Source organism: Embleya sp. NPDC005575 (genome assembly GCF_040605455.1).
Taxonomy (GTDB): Bacteria; Actinomycetota; Actinomycetes; order Streptomycetales; family Streptomycetaceae; genus Embleya.
The window spans coordinates 44,472-63,479 of sequence record NZ_JBEXCV010000036.1; the positions used below are offsets into that span (position 1 = coordinate 44,472).

18 protein-coding genes, 1 tRNA gene, 1 rRNA gene and 2 pseudogenes are annotated in these 19,008 nt (G+C 70.3%); 13 read left to right on the top strand and 9 right to left on the bottom strand.

Annotation, left to right across the window (positions count from 1 at the left end; genetic code table 11):
- Positions 1–1,380, bottom strand: a complete 1,380-nt coding sequence (locus ABZS54_RS15205) for an FAD-binding oxidoreductase (RefSeq protein ID WP_355534939.1) — start codon at positions 1,378–1,380, stop codon at positions 1–3.
- A 294-nt stretch (positions 1,381–1,674) separates the two neighbouring features.
- Between ABZS54_RS15205 and ABZS54_RS15210 the strand changes: the two are divergent.
- The 5 genes and pseudogenes from ABZS54_RS15210 to ABZS54_RS15230 form a co-directional block, all read left to right on the top strand.
- Positions 1,675–1,791: pseudogene (locus tag ABZS54_RS15210) on the top strand (hypothetical protein); the annotation flags it as partial.
- Between the two features lie 307 nt (positions 1,792–2,098).
- Positions 2,099–2,821, top strand: a complete 723-nt coding sequence (locus ABZS54_RS15215; protein WP_355534969.1) for an alpha/beta hydrolase — start codon at positions 2,099–2,101, stop codon at positions 2,819–2,821.
- Positions 2,822–3,035: 214 nt separating this feature from the next.
- Positions 3,036–3,554 carry a hypothetical protein gene (locus ABZS54_RS15220; protein WP_355534941.1) on the top strand — a complete coding sequence of 173 codons (519 nt, stop codon included), beginning with the start codon at positions 3,036–3,038 and terminating at the stop codon, positions 3,552–3,554.
- Positions 3,551–5,008, top strand: a complete 1,458-nt coding sequence (locus ABZS54_RS15225; RefSeq protein ID WP_355534943.1) for a hypothetical protein — start codon at positions 3,551–3,553, stop codon at positions 5,006–5,008. The genes ABZS54_RS15220 and ABZS54_RS15225 overlap by 4 nt, the downstream gene beginning before the upstream one ends.
- A 76-nt stretch (positions 5,009–5,084) precedes the next feature.
- Positions 5,085–6,956, top strand: a complete 1,872-nt coding sequence (locus tag ABZS54_RS15230; RefSeq protein ID WP_355534945.1) for an AAA family ATPase — start codon at positions 5,085–5,087, stop codon at positions 6,954–6,956.
- 91 nt (positions 6,957–7,047) lie between these two features.
- Here the strand turns inward: ABZS54_RS15230 and ABZS54_RS15235 are convergent.
- Positions 7,048–7,683, bottom strand: a pseudogene (locus ABZS54_RS15235) (helicase HerA-like domain-containing protein); the annotation flags it as partial.
- Positions 7,684–7,851: 168 nt separating this feature from the next.
- On the opposite strand from ABZS54_RS15235, the gene ABZS54_RS15240 reads away from it, so the two are divergent.
- Entirely contained in the window at positions 7,852–8,148 is a 297-nt protein-coding gene (locus ABZS54_RS15240) for a type II toxin-antitoxin system VapB family antitoxin (protein ID WP_355534947.1), read from the top strand.
- 151 nt (positions 8,149–8,299) lie between these two features.
- Complete coding sequence (locus ABZS54_RS15245; RefSeq protein WP_355534949.1) at positions 8,300–8,896, top strand: LytR C-terminal domain-containing protein; 597 nt, start codon at positions 8,300–8,302, stop codon at positions 8,894–8,896.
- Positions 8,897–9,036: 140 nt separating this feature from the next.
- Here ABZS54_RS15245 and ABZS54_RS15250 read toward each other — a convergent pair whose 3' ends face one another.
- A complete protein-coding gene (locus ABZS54_RS15250) occupies positions 9,037–9,921 on the bottom strand; it encodes an NAD(P)-binding domain-containing protein (protein WP_355534951.1) in 885 nt (294 codons plus the stop codon).
- A 49-nt stretch (positions 9,922–9,970) separates the two neighbouring features.
- On the opposite strand from ABZS54_RS15250, the gene ABZS54_RS15255 reads away from it, so the two are divergent.
- A complete protein-coding gene (locus ABZS54_RS15255) occupies positions 9,971–10,378 on the top strand; it encodes a MerR family transcriptional regulator (protein ID WP_355534953.1) in 408 nt (135 codons plus the stop codon).
- Positions 10,379–10,453: 75 nt separating this feature from the next.
- Here the strand turns inward: ABZS54_RS15255 and ABZS54_RS15260 are convergent.
- The 4 genes from ABZS54_RS15260 to ABZS54_RS15275 form a co-directional block, all read right to left on the bottom strand.
- Positions 10,454–10,540: transfer RNA gene (locus ABZS54_RS15260), tRNA-Ser, on the bottom strand.
- 10 nt (positions 10,541–10,550) lie between these two features.
- Positions 10,551–11,081 (bottom strand): tRNA adenosine(34) deaminase TadA, encoded by a 531-nt coding sequence (tadA, locus tag ABZS54_RS15265; RefSeq protein WP_355534955.1) that lies wholly within the window; start codon positions 11,079–11,081, stop codon positions 10,551–10,553.
- Between the two features lie 5 nt (positions 11,082–11,086).
- Positions 11,087–11,554 (bottom strand): tRNA adenosine deaminase-associated protein, encoded by a 468-nt coding sequence (locus ABZS54_RS15270; protein WP_355534957.1) that lies wholly within the window; start codon positions 11,552–11,554, stop codon positions 11,087–11,089.
- 125 nt (positions 11,555–11,679) lie between these two features.
- Positions 11,680–11,868 carry a hypothetical protein gene (locus ABZS54_RS15275; RefSeq protein WP_026219506.1) on the bottom strand — a complete coding sequence of 63 codons (189 nt, stop codon included), beginning with the start codon at positions 11,866–11,868 and terminating at the stop codon, positions 11,680–11,682.
- A gap of 254 nt (positions 11,869–12,122) precedes the next feature.
- Here ABZS54_RS15275 and upp point away from each other — a divergent pair, with 254 nt between their 5' ends.
- The 4 genes from upp (at position 12,123) to ABZS54_RS15295 (ending at position 14,954) form a co-directional block, all read left to right on the top strand.
- The gene (gene upp / locus ABZS54_RS15280) at positions 12,123–12,764 is read left to right on the top strand and encodes a uracil phosphoribosyltransferase (protein ID WP_020556778.1); all 642 of its coding nucleotides are present in this window, start codon (positions 12,123–12,125) and stop codon (positions 12,762–12,764) included.
- A 350-nt stretch (positions 12,765–13,114) separates the two neighbouring features.
- Positions 13,115–13,282: a hypothetical protein gene (locus tag ABZS54_RS15285; RefSeq protein WP_020556777.1), complete on the top strand. Its 168-nt coding sequence runs from the start codon at positions 13,115–13,117 to the stop codon at positions 13,280–13,282.
- Positions 13,283–13,299: 17 nt separating this feature from the next.
- Positions 13,300–13,824, top strand: coding sequence for a PH domain-containing protein (locus ABZS54_RS15290; protein WP_355534959.1), 525 nt, complete (start codon positions 13,300–13,302; stop codon positions 13,822–13,824).
- Between the two features lie 248 nt (positions 13,825–14,072).
- Positions 14,073–14,954, top strand: coding sequence for a SigB/SigF/SigG family RNA polymerase sigma factor (locus ABZS54_RS15295; RefSeq protein ID WP_355534961.1), 882 nt, complete (start codon positions 14,073–14,075; stop codon positions 14,952–14,954).
- A 98-nt stretch (positions 14,955–15,052) separates the two neighbouring features.
- On the opposite strand, the gene ABZS54_RS15300 is transcribed toward ABZS54_RS15295, so the two are convergent.
- Positions 15,053–16,213 carry a tyrosine-protein phosphatase gene (locus tag ABZS54_RS15300; protein WP_355534963.1) on the bottom strand — a complete coding sequence of 387 codons (1,161 nt, stop codon included), beginning with the start codon at positions 16,211–16,213 and terminating at the stop codon, positions 15,053–15,055.
- Positions 16,214–16,765: 552 nt separating this feature from the next.
- On the opposite strand from ABZS54_RS15300, the gene ABZS54_RS15305 reads away from it, so the two are divergent.
- Positions 16,766–18,565: a protein phosphatase 2C domain-containing protein gene (locus ABZS54_RS15305; protein ID WP_355534965.1), complete on the top strand. Its 1,800-nt coding sequence runs from the start codon at positions 16,766–16,768 to the stop codon at positions 18,563–18,565.
- Positions 18,566–18,921: 356 nt separating this feature from the next.
- Here ABZS54_RS15305 and rrf read toward each other — a convergent pair.
- Positions 18,922–19,008, bottom strand: a 5S ribosomal RNA gene (rrf, locus tag ABZS54_RS15310); the annotation flags it as partial.

The following is a 19,008-nucleotide window of genomic DNA, read 5'->3' on the forward strand; positions in this document are numbered from 1 at the left end:
TCAAGCGGTCGGCTTGATGTTCTGGTTGGCGTGGAAGAGGTTGTGCGGGTCGTACCTGTATTTGATCCCGCCGAGCCGGTCGTAGTGGTCGCGGTAGGTGGCCTCCACCCGATCACGGCTCTCGTCGGCGCCGATGAAGTTGACGTAGGCGCCGCCCATCGAGTGCGGGTGCAGGTCCTGCCAGTAGTCGACGCACCATTGCCGGATGGCCCGGGCGTTGGCCGGGTCCGGGTCGATGCCGCCGATCACGCCGGACCACATGGCGTCCCGGTAACCCCACGCGGTGTCCTGCGCGTCGACCCGATGCGCGGCCCCGTCGACCGGATAGAGGTGCATCGTGGACAGGTCCGTGGGCAGGTTCTCCGCGTACTTGGCGTGTACGTCGATCGCGTCGTCCGGGATCGCGTCGAAGAAGTCGCCGCGCCAGTACCACTGCAAGCCGGTGGGGATCAGTTCGTCGAACATGGTCTGCAGCACGGGATAGGGCATCGGCGCGGTGAAGTGGAAGGCCGGCGGGCCCGGTTCGCGCACCACCGCGAGGATGTTCTCGGCGGTCTCCGGGTCCCCGGTCCAGCACCATACGACGCCGCACATCTTCCGGCCGTGGATCTCCTCCGGGAACGGCGGACCCGGCGGGACCGTGAGCGCCGCGAAGAACCCGTTCAGGTCCTCGGGCGCCTGTGGCAGGAACTCGCGGTACCACCGCAGCACCTCGCGGGTCTGCGCGACCGGCCACAGGGTGACCCCGGCGATCACGGTGCCCACCGGGTGGAGCCGGAAGCGGAACGAGGTGACCACGCCGAAGTTGCCGCCACCGCCGCGCAGGGCCCAGAACAGGTCCGGGTGCTCGGACTCGCTCGCGGTGACGAAGCTGCCGTCCGCCAACACCACGTCCGCGGCCACCAGACTGTCCACCGTCAGGCCGTACTTGCGGGTGAGGTGACCGTGCCCGCCGCCGAGGGTGAGGCCCCCGACACCGGTCGTGGACATGATTCCGGCGGGTACGCCCAAGCCGAAGGCGTGCGTGGCGTGGTCGAGGTCGGCGAGCAGGCTGCCGCCGCCGACCCGGGCCGTGCGGGCGACGGGATCCACGCGTACCCAGCGCATCGGCGCCAGATCCAGGGTGACCGCGTCGTCGACCACACACAGGCCCGGGCCGCTGTGTCCGCCGCCGCGGACCGCGAATTCGAGGTCGTGCTCGCGGACGAAGTCGATCGCGGCCATCACATCCCCCGCGTCCGCACACCGCACGAAGGCGGCCGGCCGTCGATCGATCATCGCGTTGTAGATCCGGCGTGCCGGGTCGTAGTCGGGATCCTGCGGTCCGATGACCGGGCCGCGCAGCGCGCCGCGCATGTCTTCGAGGATATTGCCGTCCATGACCATCTCCCTGACGGGACGCGGACCGCAAACCCGCTCGGCCTTCCCGCCGGCCGACCCTCGGTAAGCAATCGTGCGCCGATGCCCCGGCGCCGCCCGTGGCTTGCAGGTCACCGGACGCCGCAGGGCTTTCCCATCCAGCCTCTCGCCGAGTGCGCGACGCTGCAATTCCGCACCACGCTGTCCGCACCACGCTCCGGGGCGTCATCGGTCGGCCGGTGAACGTGGCCGGCCGCCGTACGCGGGGGTGCACGTCGCCCGGGGGCAGCGCTCGGCTCCGGCACCCATTGCCGCATGTGGCCAGGCTGCCCCAGCCCCGGCGCCACCGACCCGACCACCGTGGCCGGCCTCACCGAGGCCCTGCCCGTCCCGCTGAACGTACTGGTCGGCCCCGGCGCCCCCACCGTCGCCGATCTCGGCAAGCTCGGCGTGGCCCGGGACAGCCTCGGCTCCGCGATCGCCGAGGCCGTACGCCGTGGTGCGCCGCTCGGCCCGGGAAATGTTCGAGACCGGCACGTACACCACGCTCACCGACGCGATCCCCTATGGCGACCCGAACGCCCTCCCGACCCGGTGACCGCATCCGCCCCCTCGGCGCCCCGGCCCGCCGGCGGCCTTTCCGAACAGGCAAACCTCTTCGCTTCAGTGCACCGTCGTCGAGGTTGCCGACGCCCAGGTCCACTACACCGTCTCCGGCACCGGTTCCGGTCCCGCGCTCCTGCTCGTGCACGGCACCGGATCCGTGGGCGCGCCGGTGAACTGGGGCTCGACCGTTCCCCTGTTCGACCACGAGCGGGTGGTCATCGCACCCGACCTGTCCGGGACCGACGCCACCCCCGACGACGGCGGCGAGCTCACCGTCGAGATCCTGGCCGGCCAGGTGATCGCGGTGATCGAGGACGCCGGCCTGGGCGCGGTGGACCTGCTCGGCTTCTCGATGGGTTCGACCGTGGTCGCGGCCGTCGCCGCGCTGCGCCCGGATCTGGTCCGCCGACTGGTCCTGGTCGCCGGGTGGGCGCACGTGGACAGCGACGAATACCTGCGCAACCTGTTCACCGTGTGGCAGCGGCTGGGTCGCACGGACGCCGAGTCGTTCTCCCGCAACGTGACGATGACCGGCTTCAGCCGGGGTTTCCTGAACTCGATCGGTCGCGACGCCGTTGAGGCGATGCTGGCGAACATGCCGCCCACACCGGGCACCCTGCGGCACGTGGACTACAACCTCACCGCCGACCTGCGCCCGCTGCTGCCCGGAATCCGGGCCCGCACGCTGGTCGTCGGCTGCACGCAGGACGCCACCATCCCGGTGGAGCACAGCCGTGCGCTGCACGGCGCGATCGCAGGCAGCACGTACGCGGAGATCGACTCCGGACACGTGGTGATGTTCGAGAAGCAGGAGGAGTTCGTGGAGAAGGTGCGCGAGTTCATCGTCGCCGCGTGAGCCGCGAGTCCGCTCGCCGCCGCCCCAGCCGGTTCACCACTGCGCTCGGGCCGGGCGTACGGCGGCCCGACCACCCGATCGGGCGGCGGGAAGCGACATCGGCTTCCCGCCCGTCCCGCCGCCGGCCGATCGCGGGAAAACCCCCTGACCCCGGGTCCCACCGCGGCACACAATGTGAATCCGGCGGACCGGGCGAGGGGGATGGGGGCGGGGCGTGGGCAACGCGGTGCGGGATCTGCTGTGGCACACCGGCCCCGAGGTCGGCGCCGAACTGATCGTCCGCCGCCGGCTCGGCGAACGCCCCGACGTGAGCGCATCGTTGGCCCGGGCCTCGGCCGAGCGGGACCCATCGGGCGGCAGCTTCGGTCGACACCACGACGTGGCCCTCGCCGCGCCCGGCCGCGCCCACCCGTACCGGCCCAACCTGATCGACCTGCTCGAAAGCGGCGCGTTGACCGTCGAGCGCTTCCTCGCCGAGGCACCCGCCGTCCAGGTGCTCGACGCCGCACCCCGCCGGCCCCGCCTGGCCCGGCCGGTGGCCAGGATCCTGCGCGAACACCTGGGCGCCGACACCCGGGGGTGGGTGGTCGCCGCGCATCTCGCCCAGGGCGGCGCCGGCATGGGCCTGACCGAGCCGGCCGCGACCGCCGCGGCGGCGGCCGGCAGTGCCCCGGGCCGGTCGAGCCGCTGTCGGTCGGCACTGGGATCATCGAACGACACCGAGGGGAGGTGACGGACGTGGCGTACGGCGAACGTGCCCCGCAGGCGCCGATCGTGAGCCTGACCGACCGTCGGGCGCTGGAGGCCTGGCGACCGGCCGACGACGAGGTGATCGCGCGGGCCCGCAAACTCAAGGAAGAGGCGCTGCTCGACTTCGGCATGGAACTGTCGGTCATCGCCTCGTGGTTGTACACCAAGTGCCACCACCACATCCCGACCACCGCGATCGACACCGCGGCCGTGATGGCCTCCGGCGACGGCACCTGCCTACTGCTGTACAACCCGCAGTTCTTCTGCGATCTGGGCCTGGACGGCGTGAAGTTCGTGCTCTTCCACGAGGCCCGGCACCTGATCCAGCGACACCTGTTCACCGAGACCGAGCTGCGCGCCGACCCGGTGTTCACGCTGGCCGCCGAGGTGACCATCAACCACGTCGCGATGGCCCGCCTGGGCCGCAGCACGCTGCCGATCCTGCGCCGGGTCGACCCGGACAGCGGAACCCTGATCGAGGACCCCACCGGCATCGACCCGCGGCTGATCCACCGCACCTACGTCCAGGACCTCACCGAGCAGGGCCTGGCGGCACTGTCCTACGACGACTTCGTGGACACCGACGCGACCGTCTACGCCGAGCTCAAGCGCATGAAGAACCCGCCGGTGCCGCCCCCGCTGTGCGTGCACGTGATCCTGGGCGACGGCACCGGCGTCAACGACGGCATGGACGGCGAGACCGTCGGCCGGGTGGCCTCCGAGGTGCTGCGCAGCGTCCTGCTCGCCGCGCGCCGGGGCGAACGGCTGGCCCGACAGGAGCTGCTCGACCTGCTCGCGCGCACCGACGGCGCCACCGACCGCACCTCCAAGCTGTGGGGCGACCTGGGCGCGGGTTTCCTGCGCGGCGAGACCCAGCGCACCCGCCGGGTCGAGTGGTGGCAGCAATGGCTGGTGGACGTGCTCGCGTCCAAGCTGCGCGAGGGCGAGCGCCTGGTCTACCCGAAGAAACGCGGCGCACTGCTGGCCGCGCTGGGCCACGACCCGATGCTCGCCCGGCGCGGCCTGGAGCGCACCAAGGTCGTGGTGATCGCCTACGACACCTCGGGGTCGATGCCCGACCAGGTGGTGGACTGGCTGACCGAGCTGGTCGGCAAGGCCGACGGCGTCGAGACGCACTGGCTCAGCTTCGACGGCACCGTGATGCCGTTCAAGCCGGGCGAACGAGTGCTGGGCGGCGGCGGTACGAACTTCCAGAACGTGGCCGACTACGTCGAGGGCCGACTGGAGATCGAGGGGTCGGGCCGCTTCGACGAATCGGTCGACGCGGTGGTGATGCTCACCGACGGCTACGCGCCGGCGATCACCCCCGCCGACCCGGACAAGTGGATTTGGCTGATCACCCAGGGCGGGGACGACTGGCCGGAGCGGCACAACCCGCCGATGGACTGCCATCGCGTCGTCACCGGCGACCACTGATCGGGGCCCGTCCATGCCGACGCGCCTCGCCGAAGAGCTTTCCGCAGCACGCCGTGCGCAGCACCCGGAAGGAACCATGACGATCACCGCTGACACCACGCGCGCCGGCCGCCCCGCGTCCGAGCCCAAGTGGAAGGCCACCGCCACCTACCCCGAACGTCCCAAGGGCTGGAAGGGCGTGTCGAAGCTGGAGGAGTTCATCGACGCGATGATCGACCTCGGCCAGACCGGCCAGATCTTCGGCGAGCACGGCATCGGCAAGACGGCGACGTTCTTCAGCCACATCCCGGACCGGCACGAGGACACGGTCCTGGTCTTCGTACCCGCCGCCAACCTCACCCCGGACGATCTGCTGATCAACGCGCCCGTCCGGGACACGCGCACCGGCGAGCTGGTGCTGCGTCAGCTGATCATGCGTCAACTGCGGCCCGGGAAACGGTTCGTGCTGCTGATCGACGACGCGTTGCAGGCGGGAGAGACGATCCAGTCGCAACTGATGCAGATCGCCTGCAACTGGACGCTCGGCGAGCACGACCTGCGCGAACTGGGCTGCGTGGGCGTCTTTCTCACCGACAACGAATCGCTGGCCGAGACCGCGACCCGGCGCACCGACCTGGCCATCCTGGACCGGATGGTCACGGTCAAGATCACCGCGACCGACACCGCGTGGCGGTACAAGCTCGCCGAGCGCTTCGCCGGCACCGACCTGACCCCGGTCTTCCAGGTCTGGACGAGCCTGTCCCCGGCGCTGCGCCAACTGGTGTCCCCGCGCACCCTGGAGCACGTGATCGACTGCGCGCTGGCCGGCTTCCCGCTGGTGTGGGGGCTGCCGCTGGTCAACGGCGACCGGCTCGCGCTGACCGAGACCAAGAAGGACGGCTCCCCCGGCCCGGACCGCACCGACGAGGTGCTCGACCGGATCGCCGCAGGCCTGAACGTGCGCAACCCCGACCAGACGCCGGACTCGGTGCGCCGGATCGTCCGCGAGGCGATCCACCGCCGCTGGTCGGTGCTGATCCAGGGCCCGCCCGGCTGCGGCAAGACCGAGGTGGTGCGGGAGGTGGTGCGCGCCGAACTGGGTCGCGAACCGATCTACTTCTCGCTGCCGGTGACCAACGTCGAGGACCTGTGCGCACCGGTGCCCACCCCGGACGGCTCGCTGGAGAACCTGCTCGCCGCCAAGTTCACCGATCCCGGCGCCAAGGTGATCGTCTGGGACGAGTACAACCGGCCCAAGGACAAGTCGACCTTCGCCAAGCTGATGGAGGTCACCCAGGAGTGGTCCATCGCGGGCCGCCCGATTCCCGGCCTGCGCGCCCAGATCGCGCTGCAGAACCCGCCGTACCACCTCGGCCGCAAGATGCTCGTCTCGCGCAACAACATCGCGCAGGCAACCCGCTTCACCGCGTCGCTGACCATCCGTCCCGAGGACATCCCCGCCAACGAGTGGTTGATCAGCACCTACGGCCCGGTCGCCGAGACGGTGCTGGAGTGGTGGAAGAACGACATCGACGACGAGGGCCGCGACTGGATCACCAAGCGCACCCTGGAGCGGCTGATCAAGCTGCACAAGCGCGAACTGCCGCTGGAGATGGCCAAGGTCTACCTCGGCGACGGCGAGTACGCGCCGGTGCCGCTGAACGCGCTGGAGGCCCGGTTCGCGGAGAACCCGGCCACCGGCCTCGGCGACATCTCGGCCAATCTGGCCGAGTGGGTGCGCCGGCTGGAGGCCGCCAACGAGGAATCGGGCGAGGGCACCGACGACACCGACATCGTGCACCAGGTGCTGGCCAACGCCGAGTTGTCGCAGCTGCGTGAACACCTGGACACCGTGGCGCAATTGCTTGCCGGCCTGCCGCCGAAGCTGCGCTCCAGCTACCTGGTCGGCCAATCCGTGGACAAGCAGCGGTTCTGGATCGAGGCGTTCGCGAAGATGCCGAGGGAGTAGGCCGAGGAAGCAGGCCAAGGCCGGTGTCCGAAGGCGTGGCCGTCGGCGTCGGCCCGCCCGTCGCCCCGCCACCGTTGTTCTCCAGCGTGATCAGCGCGCGCAGGATCACCCCGGCGGTGGCCGCAGACAAAGCGCCGATGCCCTTGAGTTCGGCCTTGCCCTGATCGTCCGTCAGGTACTGGATCACCGCGCGCAGGTCCTTGAGGTCGACCAGTTCCAGCCCGCGCTCGTCGGCGAAGTGGAAGATCAGGCCGAGCGAGGACTCCTGCGTCTCGTTCAGGTCCAGCACCTTGGCCAGCAGGGTCGGCCCGAAGTCGGTGATCGTGGCCCGGATCGGCACACCCGGCCCGATCCCGCCGAGCGCGTGGAACTCGGCCGGACAGCCGACCGGTTGCCATTCCTGCCCTACCTCGGCCGCACGCGCGGCGACCCGGTCGCCAAGAACGCCGGGTGCGGAGACGCCGGACAGATCGCCCTTGACGTCGGCGAGGAAGACCGGCACGCCCTGCGCGGACAACTGCTCCGCGATCAGTTGCAGCGTCTTGGTCTTGCCGGTGCCGGTCGCGCCCGCGACCAGGCCGTGCCGATTGAGCACCGCGAGCGGAACGCGCACCCGCGCCCGGGGATGCGCGACGCCCTCGACCACGGCCGCGCCCAGTTCGAGCGCGGGCCCGGTGAAGGCGTATCCGGCCGTGATGGCCGCGATCGTGTCGTCCTGCTCGCTCATTCGCTCCTCCGCTCGCCGAAATGCGGAAGACGAATACACCGATAGGACAAGAAATATCCCGATTGCCCCGGCGGATCGGCCATCCGAGCCGGCTTGATCCACACCCCCGCTCCCTCGCATCGGCGCCGAGTGGGGGTTAGGCGACCGCGATCCCGGTAGGCTGAGCCTGTGATCTTCAAGCGGATCGGTGACGGCAAACCGTACCCGGACCACGGGAGGTCGGGTGCCCGGCAATGGGCCGACATCGCCCCGCGGCCCGTGCGTCTGGACCAACTCATCACGACGAAGCGGCAACTCGACCTCGACACGCTGCTCGCCGAGGACTCGACCTTCTACGGCGACCTCTTCGCGCACGTCGTGAAATGGCAGGGTGCGCTCTATCTGGAGGACGGCCTGCATCGCGCGGTTCGGGCCGCGCTCCAACAGCGCCAAGTGCTGCACGCGCGCGTGCTCGAACTCGGCTGAGCACGCAACCCCGGCGGCCCGATCAGGTGGTCGTCTCGCGTACGGCCGTGCCCAGATACGCAAGGTGCCGCGTCGGCGCTAACCTCGACTCCATGGCGACCGGGATCACGGCCATGCCGTGCAGGAGGAGGACGGGGGCACACCGATGAGCATGCTCACTCCCCGCGGCATGGGAGGCCAGTACAAGATCACTGGCAAGCTGTATCCGCGGATGACGCGGCGCAGGCGGCGCATGCCCGTCGTCATCGCGATCGTGGTCGGCCTGGTCGTACTGGCCACCGCGGGCTGGGGCGTGTACCACTTCACGTCCGACGACGGCGGCGACAAGGCCGCCGCGTGCCCCTCGCCGACGGCCTCGGCCTCGCCGGCCACCCCGCCCGTGGCGCTGCCCGAGCCCAAGACGATCACGGTGAACGTCTACAACGCGACCAAGCGCACCGGCCTGGCCAAGACCGTCGGCGACGCCCTCAAGGCGCGCGGCTTCCTCATCGGCAAGGTGACCAACGATCCGCTGAACCAGCCGATCGCGGCCACCGCCGAGATCCGGCACGGCTTCCCCGGCACCACCCCGGCGAAGGTGGTCGCGGCCCAGGTGGCGGCGAGCACCGGCAAGGAAGACCAGCGCACCGACGGCTCGGTCGACCTGGTGATCGGCGACGGCTGGACCGACCTGGCCACCCCGGAGCAGGCCGCCGCGATCCTGTCCCCGCCGCCCCCGCCGGCCCCGAGCCGCCCCCCGGGCTGCTGACCCGCCGCACGCACCCCACCCGCTGCCGCCCCCGCACCCCGCGGAGGCGGCAGCGGCACATCGGGCCCCGCCGCACGCTGCCGGACGGGCCCGGGCCGACTCCCGGGGCGGTGTCGGGTCTGCGTCGGGGCCGGTGTCGATCAGCCGTTGCCGGGTTTGCCGAACTCTTCGATCAGCACGGGATACTGCTCCCCGCCGTGTCCGGCGGCGATCGAACGGTCGGCCATCGCCTTGATCAACCTCGGCAGTTCGGCGTTGACCCCCAACGCCTCGCTCTCCTCGATCAGGTGTGCCATCGCCCGCGCGTCGGTCTCCAGGGCCGACACCTCGGCCGGGAAGGAGCCGCGGTCGATCTGCTCGGCGTACCCGGGCAACCATTCGGCCACTCCGACGGCGATCTGCCGCGCGAACGACGCGTACGTCGCGGCGTCGACCCCGGCCGTCCGGACCAGGGCGGTGCCCTGGAGCCAGGCGTTCAGGACGCTCCACATCATGGCCAGGCCGGCCACGTCGTACAGGGACGCCAGCCCATGGTCCGCACCGAGGTAACCGACGGTCCCGAGCGCCTCAAGCGTCGACCGGTGTGCCTCGAAGTCCGACTGCGGCCCGCTCTGCAGAATCACCGCGTCGGCCGTCCCGATCCCCGACGGGATGGCCATGATGGCGCCGTCCAGGTAGCGGGCGCCGCGCTGCTCGGCCCATCGGGCGGCTTCCCGGGCCTGGGCCGAGTCGCCCGACGTGAGGTTGATCAACATCTTGCCGGCCGGCTCGACGGCGCTCGCGCCGAGCAGCTCGTACATGGCCGGGTAGTCGGTGACGCAGACGATCACCAGGGAACCCGCGTCGAGCGCGTCGCCGACCGTCGGCGCCATCCGGGCGCCCTCGGCCACCAATGTGTCGGCCTTGGAGGTCGTACGGTTCCACACGGTCGTGGGATGCCCGGCCCTCAGGAACGCGCCGGCGAGTGCCCGGCCCATCAGTCCGAGTCCGATGACGGTCACGGGAGTAGCGGTTTCGTTGTTCATGGCAGCATCGTCAACGTTGATACCGGTGCGAAGGTCAAGTGAGGTTTCGATGCGAATCGGGGAACTGAGCCGCCGAACGGGCGTCAACGCCCATCAGTTGCGCTACTACGAGGCCCAGGGTCTGCTGGAGGCGGACCGCCGCGCAAACGGCTATCGCGAGTACGACGAGAACGCGGTGCTGCGGGTGAAGCAGATCCGCCACCTGCTCGGTGCCGGCTTGTCCTCCGAGGACATCGCGTACTTGCTGCCCTGCGCGGTCGGAGAGGCCCCGGAGCTGCCCGGGTGTCCCGAGTTGCTGACCGCGATGCGCTCGCGGCTGCGGCGACTGGAGGATCAGCTGGACAGACTCGCCCGATCCCGCGACGCTCTCACCGCCTACATCGACGCGGCCGAGCAAACGGGCAGCGAGAGCTACCCACCCTTCGACGATGCCACCCTGGAGCCCGTCCCCGCCTGAGTAACCGGTGTAAGGCCACAACGACGAAGGACCCGACCGCACGCGGTCGGGTCCTTCGTATGTCCTGCTCAAGAGCGGTAGCGGTGGGATTTGAACCCACGGATAGCTTGCACCATCACACGCTTTCGAGGCGTGCTCCTTAGGCCACTCGGACACGCTACCGAGAGAGAGCTTACCGGATGCCGGGGTGTGCTTCGTAACCGGTTTCCGGGGGGCGGGTATGGGTGAAGAAGTCGCGCAGGACGGCGGTGCACTGCGCCGCCGCGACGCCGCCGACCACCTCGGGGCGGTGGTTGAGGCCCCGGTCGCGCAGCACGTCCCACAGCGAGCCGGCGGCGCCGGCCTTGGGGTCCCACGCGCCGAAGACCACCCGGTCCACCCGGGCCAGCACGATGGCGCCCGCGCACATCGTGCAGGGCTCCAGGGTGACCACCAGGGTGCATCCGGACAGGCGCCACTCCCCGACGGCCTTGGCGGCCTCGCGCAGGGCGAGGATCTCCGCGTGCGCCGTCGGGTCGCCGTGCGCCTCGCGCTCGTTGCGGCCGCGGCCGAGCACCGCGCCGTCCGGGCCGAGCACCACGCACCCCACCGGCACATCCCCGGTGTCGACCGCCAGGGCCGCCTCGGCCAAGGCCAGCCGCATGGCCGGCTCGTACCGACGCAGTGCGGGGTCGAACCGGGGCTCGGGCACCGGCGGGGGCATCGTGCTCAGCGGACCGTCTCCAACTCGTCCGCGCAGCCCAGGCGTTCCGCTATCACCGCGATGGCGTCCGCCGGCAGACCCGCCTCGCCCGCGAGGTCGGCAAGCAGTTGAGCCGACACCCCCAGGTCCACGAGCACCGTCTCGTCGCCGGCGGGGCCGGGCGGCAGCACGGCCTCGTCGTCCTCCTCCAGGCCGTCCAGCACGTCGGCCGTCAGCAACGCGTCCGCGTAGGCGCTACGGGACACCGCGGCCACGTCGGAGACGTAGATGCGCGGATCCTCCTCACCGTCCACTCGGACGACCGCGAACCAGGTGTCCTCCTGTTCGACGAACAAAAGCACCGGCTCGTCGTCCACCGCCGCCGACCGTGCCAGCGCGGTCATCCCCGCCGAGTCCTCGACGTCGTCGAGGTCGGCTTCACGGGCCTCCCACTGCTCGTCTGTACGCACGAGCACTGCGGCGAAGTACGCCACGGGACTCTCCAAGATCGTTCGCTTCGGCGTTGTCCCTCGCATCGTGGCAGATATCGGACCACCACGACGGGAATTGGCGCACGTAGACGGGCAAGGTCGCCGAGACGATCAAGGGACGGCCGGTTTCAGTAACGGAACGTACGCATCCGCATCATCTGCCGTAGCCGCTCATTGCGCACGCGTCGCGGTTGGATGCGGGCCCGCAACTCGCGCGCCTCGGCCAGTTCTCGCAGGAAAAGGGTGCGTCGGCGTCGGCGCGCCGCCTCCTCCTCGCGGCGCTCGGCCGCCGTCGTTCGAGGTTCCCGACTCTCCATCACCACGCCCCAGGGCTCGAAACGCCGCCGAAACCAACGTGGCTGTAGTTCCCGGGACACGCCGGCTCAGTCATCACACCGGCATGTCACGCCGAATGTGTGTTCGCAAATGGGTGCAACGAACGCAATTCGCCCGACATTCCCCGCATACACGCGAGTCGGGCCGATCGACCGGGCGGCGAATGCCGCCGAACACGCCCCGAAACCGACAACCCGGCAGGGTCGCCGCCAGGCCAAACGGCTAATGTCGCACCATGCGGATTCACGTCGTCGACCATCCTCTGGTGGCCCACAAGCTCTCCACCCTGCGCGACCGGCGCACCGACTCGCCGACCTTCCGGAGGCTCGCCGACGAACTGGTCACGCTGCTCGCCTACGAGGCAACCCGAGGCGTACGCGTCGACCCGGTGGCGATCAGCACGCCGGTCAGCGAGACCACCGGCGTCAAGCTCTCCTACCCGCGTCCGCTGGTGGTCCCGATCCTGCGGGCCGGGCTGGGCATGCTCGACGGCATGGTGCGGCTGCTGCCGACGGCCGAGGTCGGATTCCTGGGCATGATCCGCAACGAGGACACCCTCGAACCGTCGACCTACGCGACCCGGATGCCGGACGACCTCAGCGGCCGGCAGGCGTACGTCCTCGACCCGATGCTCGCCACCGGCGGCACCCTGATCGCGGCCACCAAGCTGCTCCTGGACCGCGGCGCGCACGACGTGACCGCGATCTGCCTGCTCGCCGCGCCCGAGGGCGTCAAGGTGATGCAGGAGGCGTTTCAGGACACCGAGGCCAACGTCACCGTCGTGACCGCCTCGATCGACGAGCGGCTCAACGAGCACGGCTACATCGTCCCGGGCCTGGGCGACGCGGGCGACCGGCTGTACGGCACCGCCGGGTAGTAGGGCCCGCCCGGCGGATCTCCGTGCGCCCGGCTCGACCCCGGCGCCCACCTGCGGGTACGGCCGTCCGGGGCGGATCGCGGCCGGGCATCCCCGGCGGGACCAAGGCCCTTCCACGTCAGGCCGAACGCCGGATGCGCGGCGGCACACCTCGGCGCATGCTGGAAGTGTGCCCGGGGCTGGGCAGGAGCCCCGCAGGCACCCCGGGACTGTTTGCCGATGCTGCGAAGGTACGACCCACCTTTGCTCCGGCGGGGGTCCCACAGGGGAGAGTGAGTGGCCGGTCCCCCCGCGGCTGCTCCCTCTCCCCTATTGTTTCTCCCCGATACCTCATTCGGGGAGGCGGGGAGATGCAGGCGCAGACCAAAAGAATCCTGACGCTGCTCCTGATCGTTTTCGTCATCTATACGATCATCGCCACGCCGGAAAAGGCTTCCGACCTGGTCGCGCAGTGGTTCCAGGCCATGTCGTCCGCCGCCAAGTGGTGCGGCGATCAGATCAGCGGCTGGACGAGCTGAGGCGCGCACGTCGAGAGGTGGGGGCGGGACCGGTCACCGGCTCCACCGTCGACCCACACGCGATACGCAGGTACCTGCTGCCCACCGAAGTCTGCGCGATAGCGGTGCGCCGGCACTGGGCCATCATCCTGCGCCCGCTGGCGACCACCGCCCTCGGGCTGGCCTTCCTCCTCGTGCTGCTGTGGTACTTCCCGGCCGAGAACCTGGCCGTGCACTACGGCGTGTGGCCGATCGGGGCGGGACTCCTGCTGTGGTGCTCGGGGCACGTACTCACCTGGCGCAACGACTACTTCATCGTGACCGACAAGCGGATCATCCTGGCCACCGGGCTGATCGCCAAGCGGGTCAACATGATGCCGCTGACCAAGGTGACCGACATGAGCTACCGGCGCACTCCGGGCGGCCGAATACTCGGGCACGGGACGTTCGTGATGGAGTCCGCGGGGCAGGATCAACCCCTCAAGGAGGTCGGGTTCGTCCCCCGACCCGACGCCGTCTACCTGAAGGTGTGCGATCAACTGTTCGGTCCCGACGTCGACTAATCGACACGACCGGCGAGTAACACGAAACGGCTGGTAAAACCTCGAAATGTCTTTGCGGTGATTTGCGGCTTTCGTACTGTCGACATGCCGCTAGATACACCCGCATCACCTGACAAATCGGGGATGTCGCAAGGGGTTTGGAGCGGTGACCCTCGCCGGTAAGGGGGTACCGAACGACGGCTGCCGTTCCACCATGGCCGGCAGCGGCCAGGTTCCGCTCCAGGACCGACGAGGAGGTGGGCTCTCCAGTGCTGCTGCGAGATGCTTCCCACGAGGGCACGGCCGGCTCGACCGCCGACCGCGCCGCGCCCGCGCGCCTTCCCCGTACCGGCACCCCCCGCGTCCGCGCGGTCAGGGGCTCCGGCACCGACACCCCCCAGGACACGCGTACGCTGTCCCGAACCCTCCTGCTCCGCCTCACCGATGTCGTCGAGGGATCGGCCGAGCACGCCTACGTGCGCAGCACCCTGGTCGAGCTGAACCTGCCCCTGGTGCGCTTCGCGGCCAACCGCTTCCGCAGTCGCACGGACCAGTACGAGGACGTGCTCCAAGTGGGCACCATCGGGCTGATCAAGGCGATAGACCGCTTCGACCCGCATCGCGGCGTCGAGTTCCCCACCTACGCGGTGCCGACCATCATCGGCGAGATCAAGCGCTTCTTCCGGGACACCTCGTGGAGCGTGCGGGTGCCCCGCCGGCTCCAGGAGCTGCGCCTGGCCCTGGCCGAGGCCACCGAGCAGTTCAACCACAAGTACGACCGCGCCCCGACAGTGGTCGAGCTCGCCAAGCACCTGAACCTGACCGTCGAGGAGACCCTCGAGGGCATGGAGGCGGCCAACGCCTATTCGCCCGCGTCGCTGGACGCCCACGACCTCGACGACGATCGCGACAACGCGCTGATCGCCCGGCTGGGACAGGAGGACGAGGCGCTCGACGGCGTCGAATACCGCGAGGCGCTGCGACCGCTGTTGGCTCGAATGAGTCCGCGTGACCGGCAGATCATCATGCTGCGCTTCTTCGGCAACATGACGCAGTCGCAGATCGGCGAGCGGCTGGGTATCTCGCAGATGCACGTGTCCCGCCTGCTCGCCCGCGCGCTGGCGCGCCTGCGCGCCGATCTGTCCGCCTGAGCGGCCCGGCCTCGACCACTGCCGGCAAGGCCCCTGACGGATCGTCAGAGCCCTTGCCGGGCGGCAGGTCGAGGCCGGGCGCGCGGTCGTCCGCCTGCTCAGAAGGTGAGCAGCTGCGCCCGGAGCTTGAGTTCGGTGATCGGGTCGATGTTCAGACCCTTGCGCAGGTAATCGTCGAACGAGCCGTACTTCTTCTGCACCTGGGTGAACGCCGTGTCCAGGTACGACTTCTGCACGTACAGAAGCGGGTCCATCAGGGTCGGGTCCTGCATCAGGCCGGCGGCCTTGAGACCGGCCTTCGTGCCCTCGTTGCGGGCCCGGAGGTTGTCGTTGCTGGCGAGGTAGTCGGCGTAGACGGTGGCGTCGTCGACCCCGACCGCCTTGAGGATGATCGCGGTCATCCACCCGGTGCGGTCCTTGCCCGCCGTGCAGTTGTAGATCACCGACTTGCCGTCCGCGATGTCCCGCAGCACGGTGGTGAACTGTGCGCGCTGGGCCGGGTCGTCGACGAAGCCCCGGTAGATGTTCTCCAGCGCGGCCGCGGCCTTGCCGTCGCCCAGCAGTTCCTGCTGCTTGATCGGGTCCCGGCTACCCACTGCGGCGTTGGTGATGTTGGTCAGGTTGCCGTCGGCGATCGGCAGGTTCTTGATCGGAGTGCCGGCGGGCAGCTTGTTCGCGCCGTTTCCGGCGATCTCGGTGTCCGTGCGGAAGTCCGCGGACTCGTCCACGCCCAGGCTCGCGAGCCGGGCCACGTCCGCGTCGCTCGCCTTGCCGAGCGCGTCGGTGCGGAAGACCTGGCCGTACTTGACACTCAGGCCCCAGTCGGTGCGATAGCCGCCGATGTCGCGGGCGTTGGGCGCGCTCCGCAAACCGAGCGAGCGCGGCGCGGTGACCACGCCGACGAACGGGCCGGCCGGGGTGACGTTGAAGTACCAGCGCTGCGCCGGGTCCAGGCCGGACACGGTCAGCGAGTTGCCGTCGGCGGTGCCGACGAGCCGGGTGAAGCGGTCCACGTCGGTGGACGCGTACACGCGCATCGGGCCAGGCCAACGGTCGGTCCAGGTGATCGTGTACGTACCGTCCGCGTTGGCCACGGCCGAAGCGCTCGTGACGATGCCGAGACCGCCTCGGGCCGAGACGTTGGCCTCGCTGTTGCCCGCGTCGGCCGTGGCCTGGGACGTGGTCACCGCGACGGAGCCGCCGAGCGTGAGCGCCGCCGTCACGGCGATGGTCGCGAGGCGGGTGGTGCGTATGCGCATGCGGTTGTGCTCCCGAAGAGGAAGTGTTCGTGAGCGCGCGGGAACCACCTGGAAAACAACCGGTCGTTGCTACCGCGCGACGAGCACCACTGTAGTGATGACCAGGCCACTTGCTCCAGACGGTGCCGTATGGAGAGACGAACGCATCACCGAGGAGGATCGAGCGCATCCGCACCGGCCCCTCACCCGGGCCGCCGACCGGCACTCCAACCACCCGTATTTTCGGGCAACTTCGCCCCCCGGATCACCGACCTGCCCGATCCGGGACATCCGCGGTCGCGACGGGGAACGCCGACCCGGTGCCCGAGAGTTTCCCTGATACGTCGTCAAGTGGGGACCGAGCATCGGGATTGCGGGTAGGAGCCCGCCATCCGCACAGTGGGCGGGGCGACCCTGGGGCAAAGTGGGGACCAACGCGCGCGCGTGCGCACACGGGCACGGGCCGTGCACGCTATACCTGTTGATACTTGTCGCACGGGTGGGGAGACGGTACGCCCACCGGCGACACGACGGGACCGGCTCGCCGGCCGGCCCGAGGCGAAGGAGGAAGCCGTGCCGGACGGTACCAGCAAGCGCCACACCCCCGGCGATGGTTCGCCGGCCGAGCCCATCCCGCGAGTACAGGGTCCACGACGTCCCGGCCCGACCGGTCGCGAACGTCCCGATCCCGACTACGACCGACGGCCGGATCCCGACTACGACCGTCGGCCCGACCCGGAGTACGACCGCGATGGTGTCTCACCCGAAGGGCCGGTGGGCTACCCGGACCAGGCACCGGATCAGGCCGGACGCCGCTCCGGCCGCGCGCGTCGGGTAGCGAACTGGTTCGGCTTCGGTGCACCCGCCGAGGAGGACGAGCCGGACCCCTACGACCGCCGACCCGGCTTCGGCCGGCGCGATCCGTACGAGGCCGACGCCGGGGTGTACGACTACGGCCGCGACCAGGGCCCGGAGTACGACCCCGACTACGACGCGGCCCCGCCCCCGACGTCGGGACGCACCCGGCGGCGGACCGGCTCCTCGCACTGGGAAGACGTCATGCTCGGCTCGTCGCCGTCCCCGGGCACGCCGATGTCCGACAGCATCCCCGGCGACACGATGCCGCCCGACCGGCTGCACCGCGAGCCGCAGGGCGTGCTGCCCCCGTCGCGTGGCACCGCGCGTCCGGGACGCCGCGAGGACCCGGCCCCGAGGTGGCAGCCGGAGCCCGAGGACCACATCGAACCCGCGGATCCGATGGATCCGGTCGACCCGCTCGACCCGGGACCGAGCCCGTCGTCCGAACGCCGCCCGGCCTACCCGCCGATCCCCAAGCATCGGCCCGCCCCGGCTGCGGAGTCCGATCGGGCGACAACGGTCGACACGATGCCCGCCCTCGACGACGAGCCCGACGACCGACGCCGGTTCGACGCCGGCAGCACGCCGGATCCGGACGACGACGGCGAGCCCGGCACCTCGTTCGTACCGGCGCCCGCGGCTCCCCGCGTGCCCTACCGCCCCGAGCCGGCCGCGGAGAGCGCGGTCGACGAGGTACCGCGAAGGATGTTGCGCATGTTGCCTCCACCAGCGCTCGCCGACGGCGGCGGCATGGTCGTCGACGGTGGCCGACTGGGCCGGTTGAACGTCCGCGCCGCCGGCGTCCGCGGCGAACTGCACCAGCAGCAGGGCCTGCCGAGGCAGAACTGCTTCGCGGTCGGCCCGGACCCGAGCGCGCGGTGGACCATCGCGATCGTCTGCGACGGCGTCGACAACGCGCATGCGTCCGAACTCGCCGCACAGATCGCGGTCCGCAGCGCCTATCGCACGGTCGCCAGGATGGTCGCGCGCGAGCGACACGAGAACTGGGACTGGGCCGGGGTGCAGACCGAGGTCGAGGAGGACCTGCGCACCCGGCTCGCCGGCACCGCCGACCGGGCACACGAGATGGGCCGCTCGGAACCGGCCACGCGGCTGGCGATATTGGTCACCGCGGCGGATCCGCTGGAGGACGATCGGGTCGACATGGCCGTGCTCGGCGACAGCACCGTGCTCCGCCTGGCTCAGGGCGGTTGGCGCGCACCGCTGGGCATCCGGGACGCTTCCGCGGAGGCCGCCCCGGCGGCGATTCCCGGCCAGGCCGGTGACGATCAGCTGCGCATCTGCCGGACCACGTGGCGTCCGACCGACGTCCTGGTAATGATGACCGGCGGTTTCGCCGAGGCGCTCGGTCAGCCGACGGCCGGACTCGCGCCGCGTCTCGCCGAGGACTGGCGTACGCCGCCGTCGCTCTTCGATTACCTGCGCGACGTGGACGAGGGCCTTCGCCTGCGTGACGACGACGGTTGTGTGGTCGCCCTGTGGCCATTGGCGTGACCGCTTGACGCACCGATCCGCGCGGTGCGCACCGCTGCGGTGAATACCGATCCACCGCATACCTCGGGCGGGACCCCGATTGGGGCCCGCCCGTCGGTATGTCAGCTGACGGCAATGAGCACGGCCACCGCGACCACGATGATCGCGATCACGACTCCGGCGATCAACAACACCGGCGGGGTGCTGCGCCGGGCCGGCTCGCCGGGGGCCGCAGGGCGGTCCTCGTTCACGAAAGCCCGGAACATCTGAGTGCTGGCTGCAGGATCCATCTCGTTGTCAGGCATGCGCACGACCATACCGCACTCGAAAAACGCAAAAGGCCCATCCCTATTCGGGATGGGCCTTTCACACGTAAATTCCGGCGGCGTCCTACTCTCCCACACCCCTTCGAGTGCAGTACCATCGGCGCTGGAGAGCTTAGCTTCCGGGTTCGGAATGAGACC

Excerpts from the sequence above, each read along its gene's own strand:
- ABZS54_RS15205 (WP_355534939.1), bottom strand. The coding sequence starts at position 1,380 with ATGGACGGCAATATCCTCGAAGACATGCGCGGCGCGCTGCGCGGCCCG.
- ABZS54_RS15230 (WP_355534945.1), top strand. The coding sequence starts at position 5,085 with ATGACGATCACCGCTGACACCACGCGCGCCGGCCGCCCCGCGTCCGAG.
- ABZS54_RS15245 (WP_355534949.1), top strand. The coding sequence starts at position 8,300 with ATGCTCACTCCCCGCGGCATGGGAGGCCAGTACAAGATCACTGGCAAG.
- ABZS54_RS15250 (WP_355534951.1), bottom strand. The coding sequence starts at position 9,921 with ATGAACAACGAAACCGCTACTCCCGTGACCGTCATCGGACTCGGACTG.
- ABZS54_RS15255 (WP_355534953.1), top strand. The coding sequence starts at position 9,971 with ATGCGAATCGGGGAACTGAGCCGCCGAACGGGCGTCAACGCCCATCAG.
- tadA (WP_355534955.1), bottom strand. The coding sequence starts at position 11,081 with ATGCCCCCGCCGGTGCCCGAGCCCCGGTTCGACCCCGCACTGCGTCGG.
- ABZS54_RS15275 (WP_026219506.1), bottom strand. The coding sequence starts at position 11,868 with ATGGAGAGTCGGGAACCTCGAACGACGGCGGCCGAGCGCCGCGAGGAG.
- upp (WP_020556778.1), top strand. The coding sequence starts at position 12,123 with ATGCGGATTCACGTCGTCGACCATCCTCTGGTGGCCCACAAGCTCTCC.
- ABZS54_RS15285 (WP_020556777.1), top strand. The coding sequence starts at position 13,115 with ATGCAGGCGCAGACCAAAAGAATCCTGACGCTGCTCCTGATCGTTTTC.
- ABZS54_RS15300 (WP_355534963.1), bottom strand. The coding sequence starts at position 16,213 with ATGCGCATACGCACCACCCGCCTCGCGACCATCGCCGTGACGGCGGCG.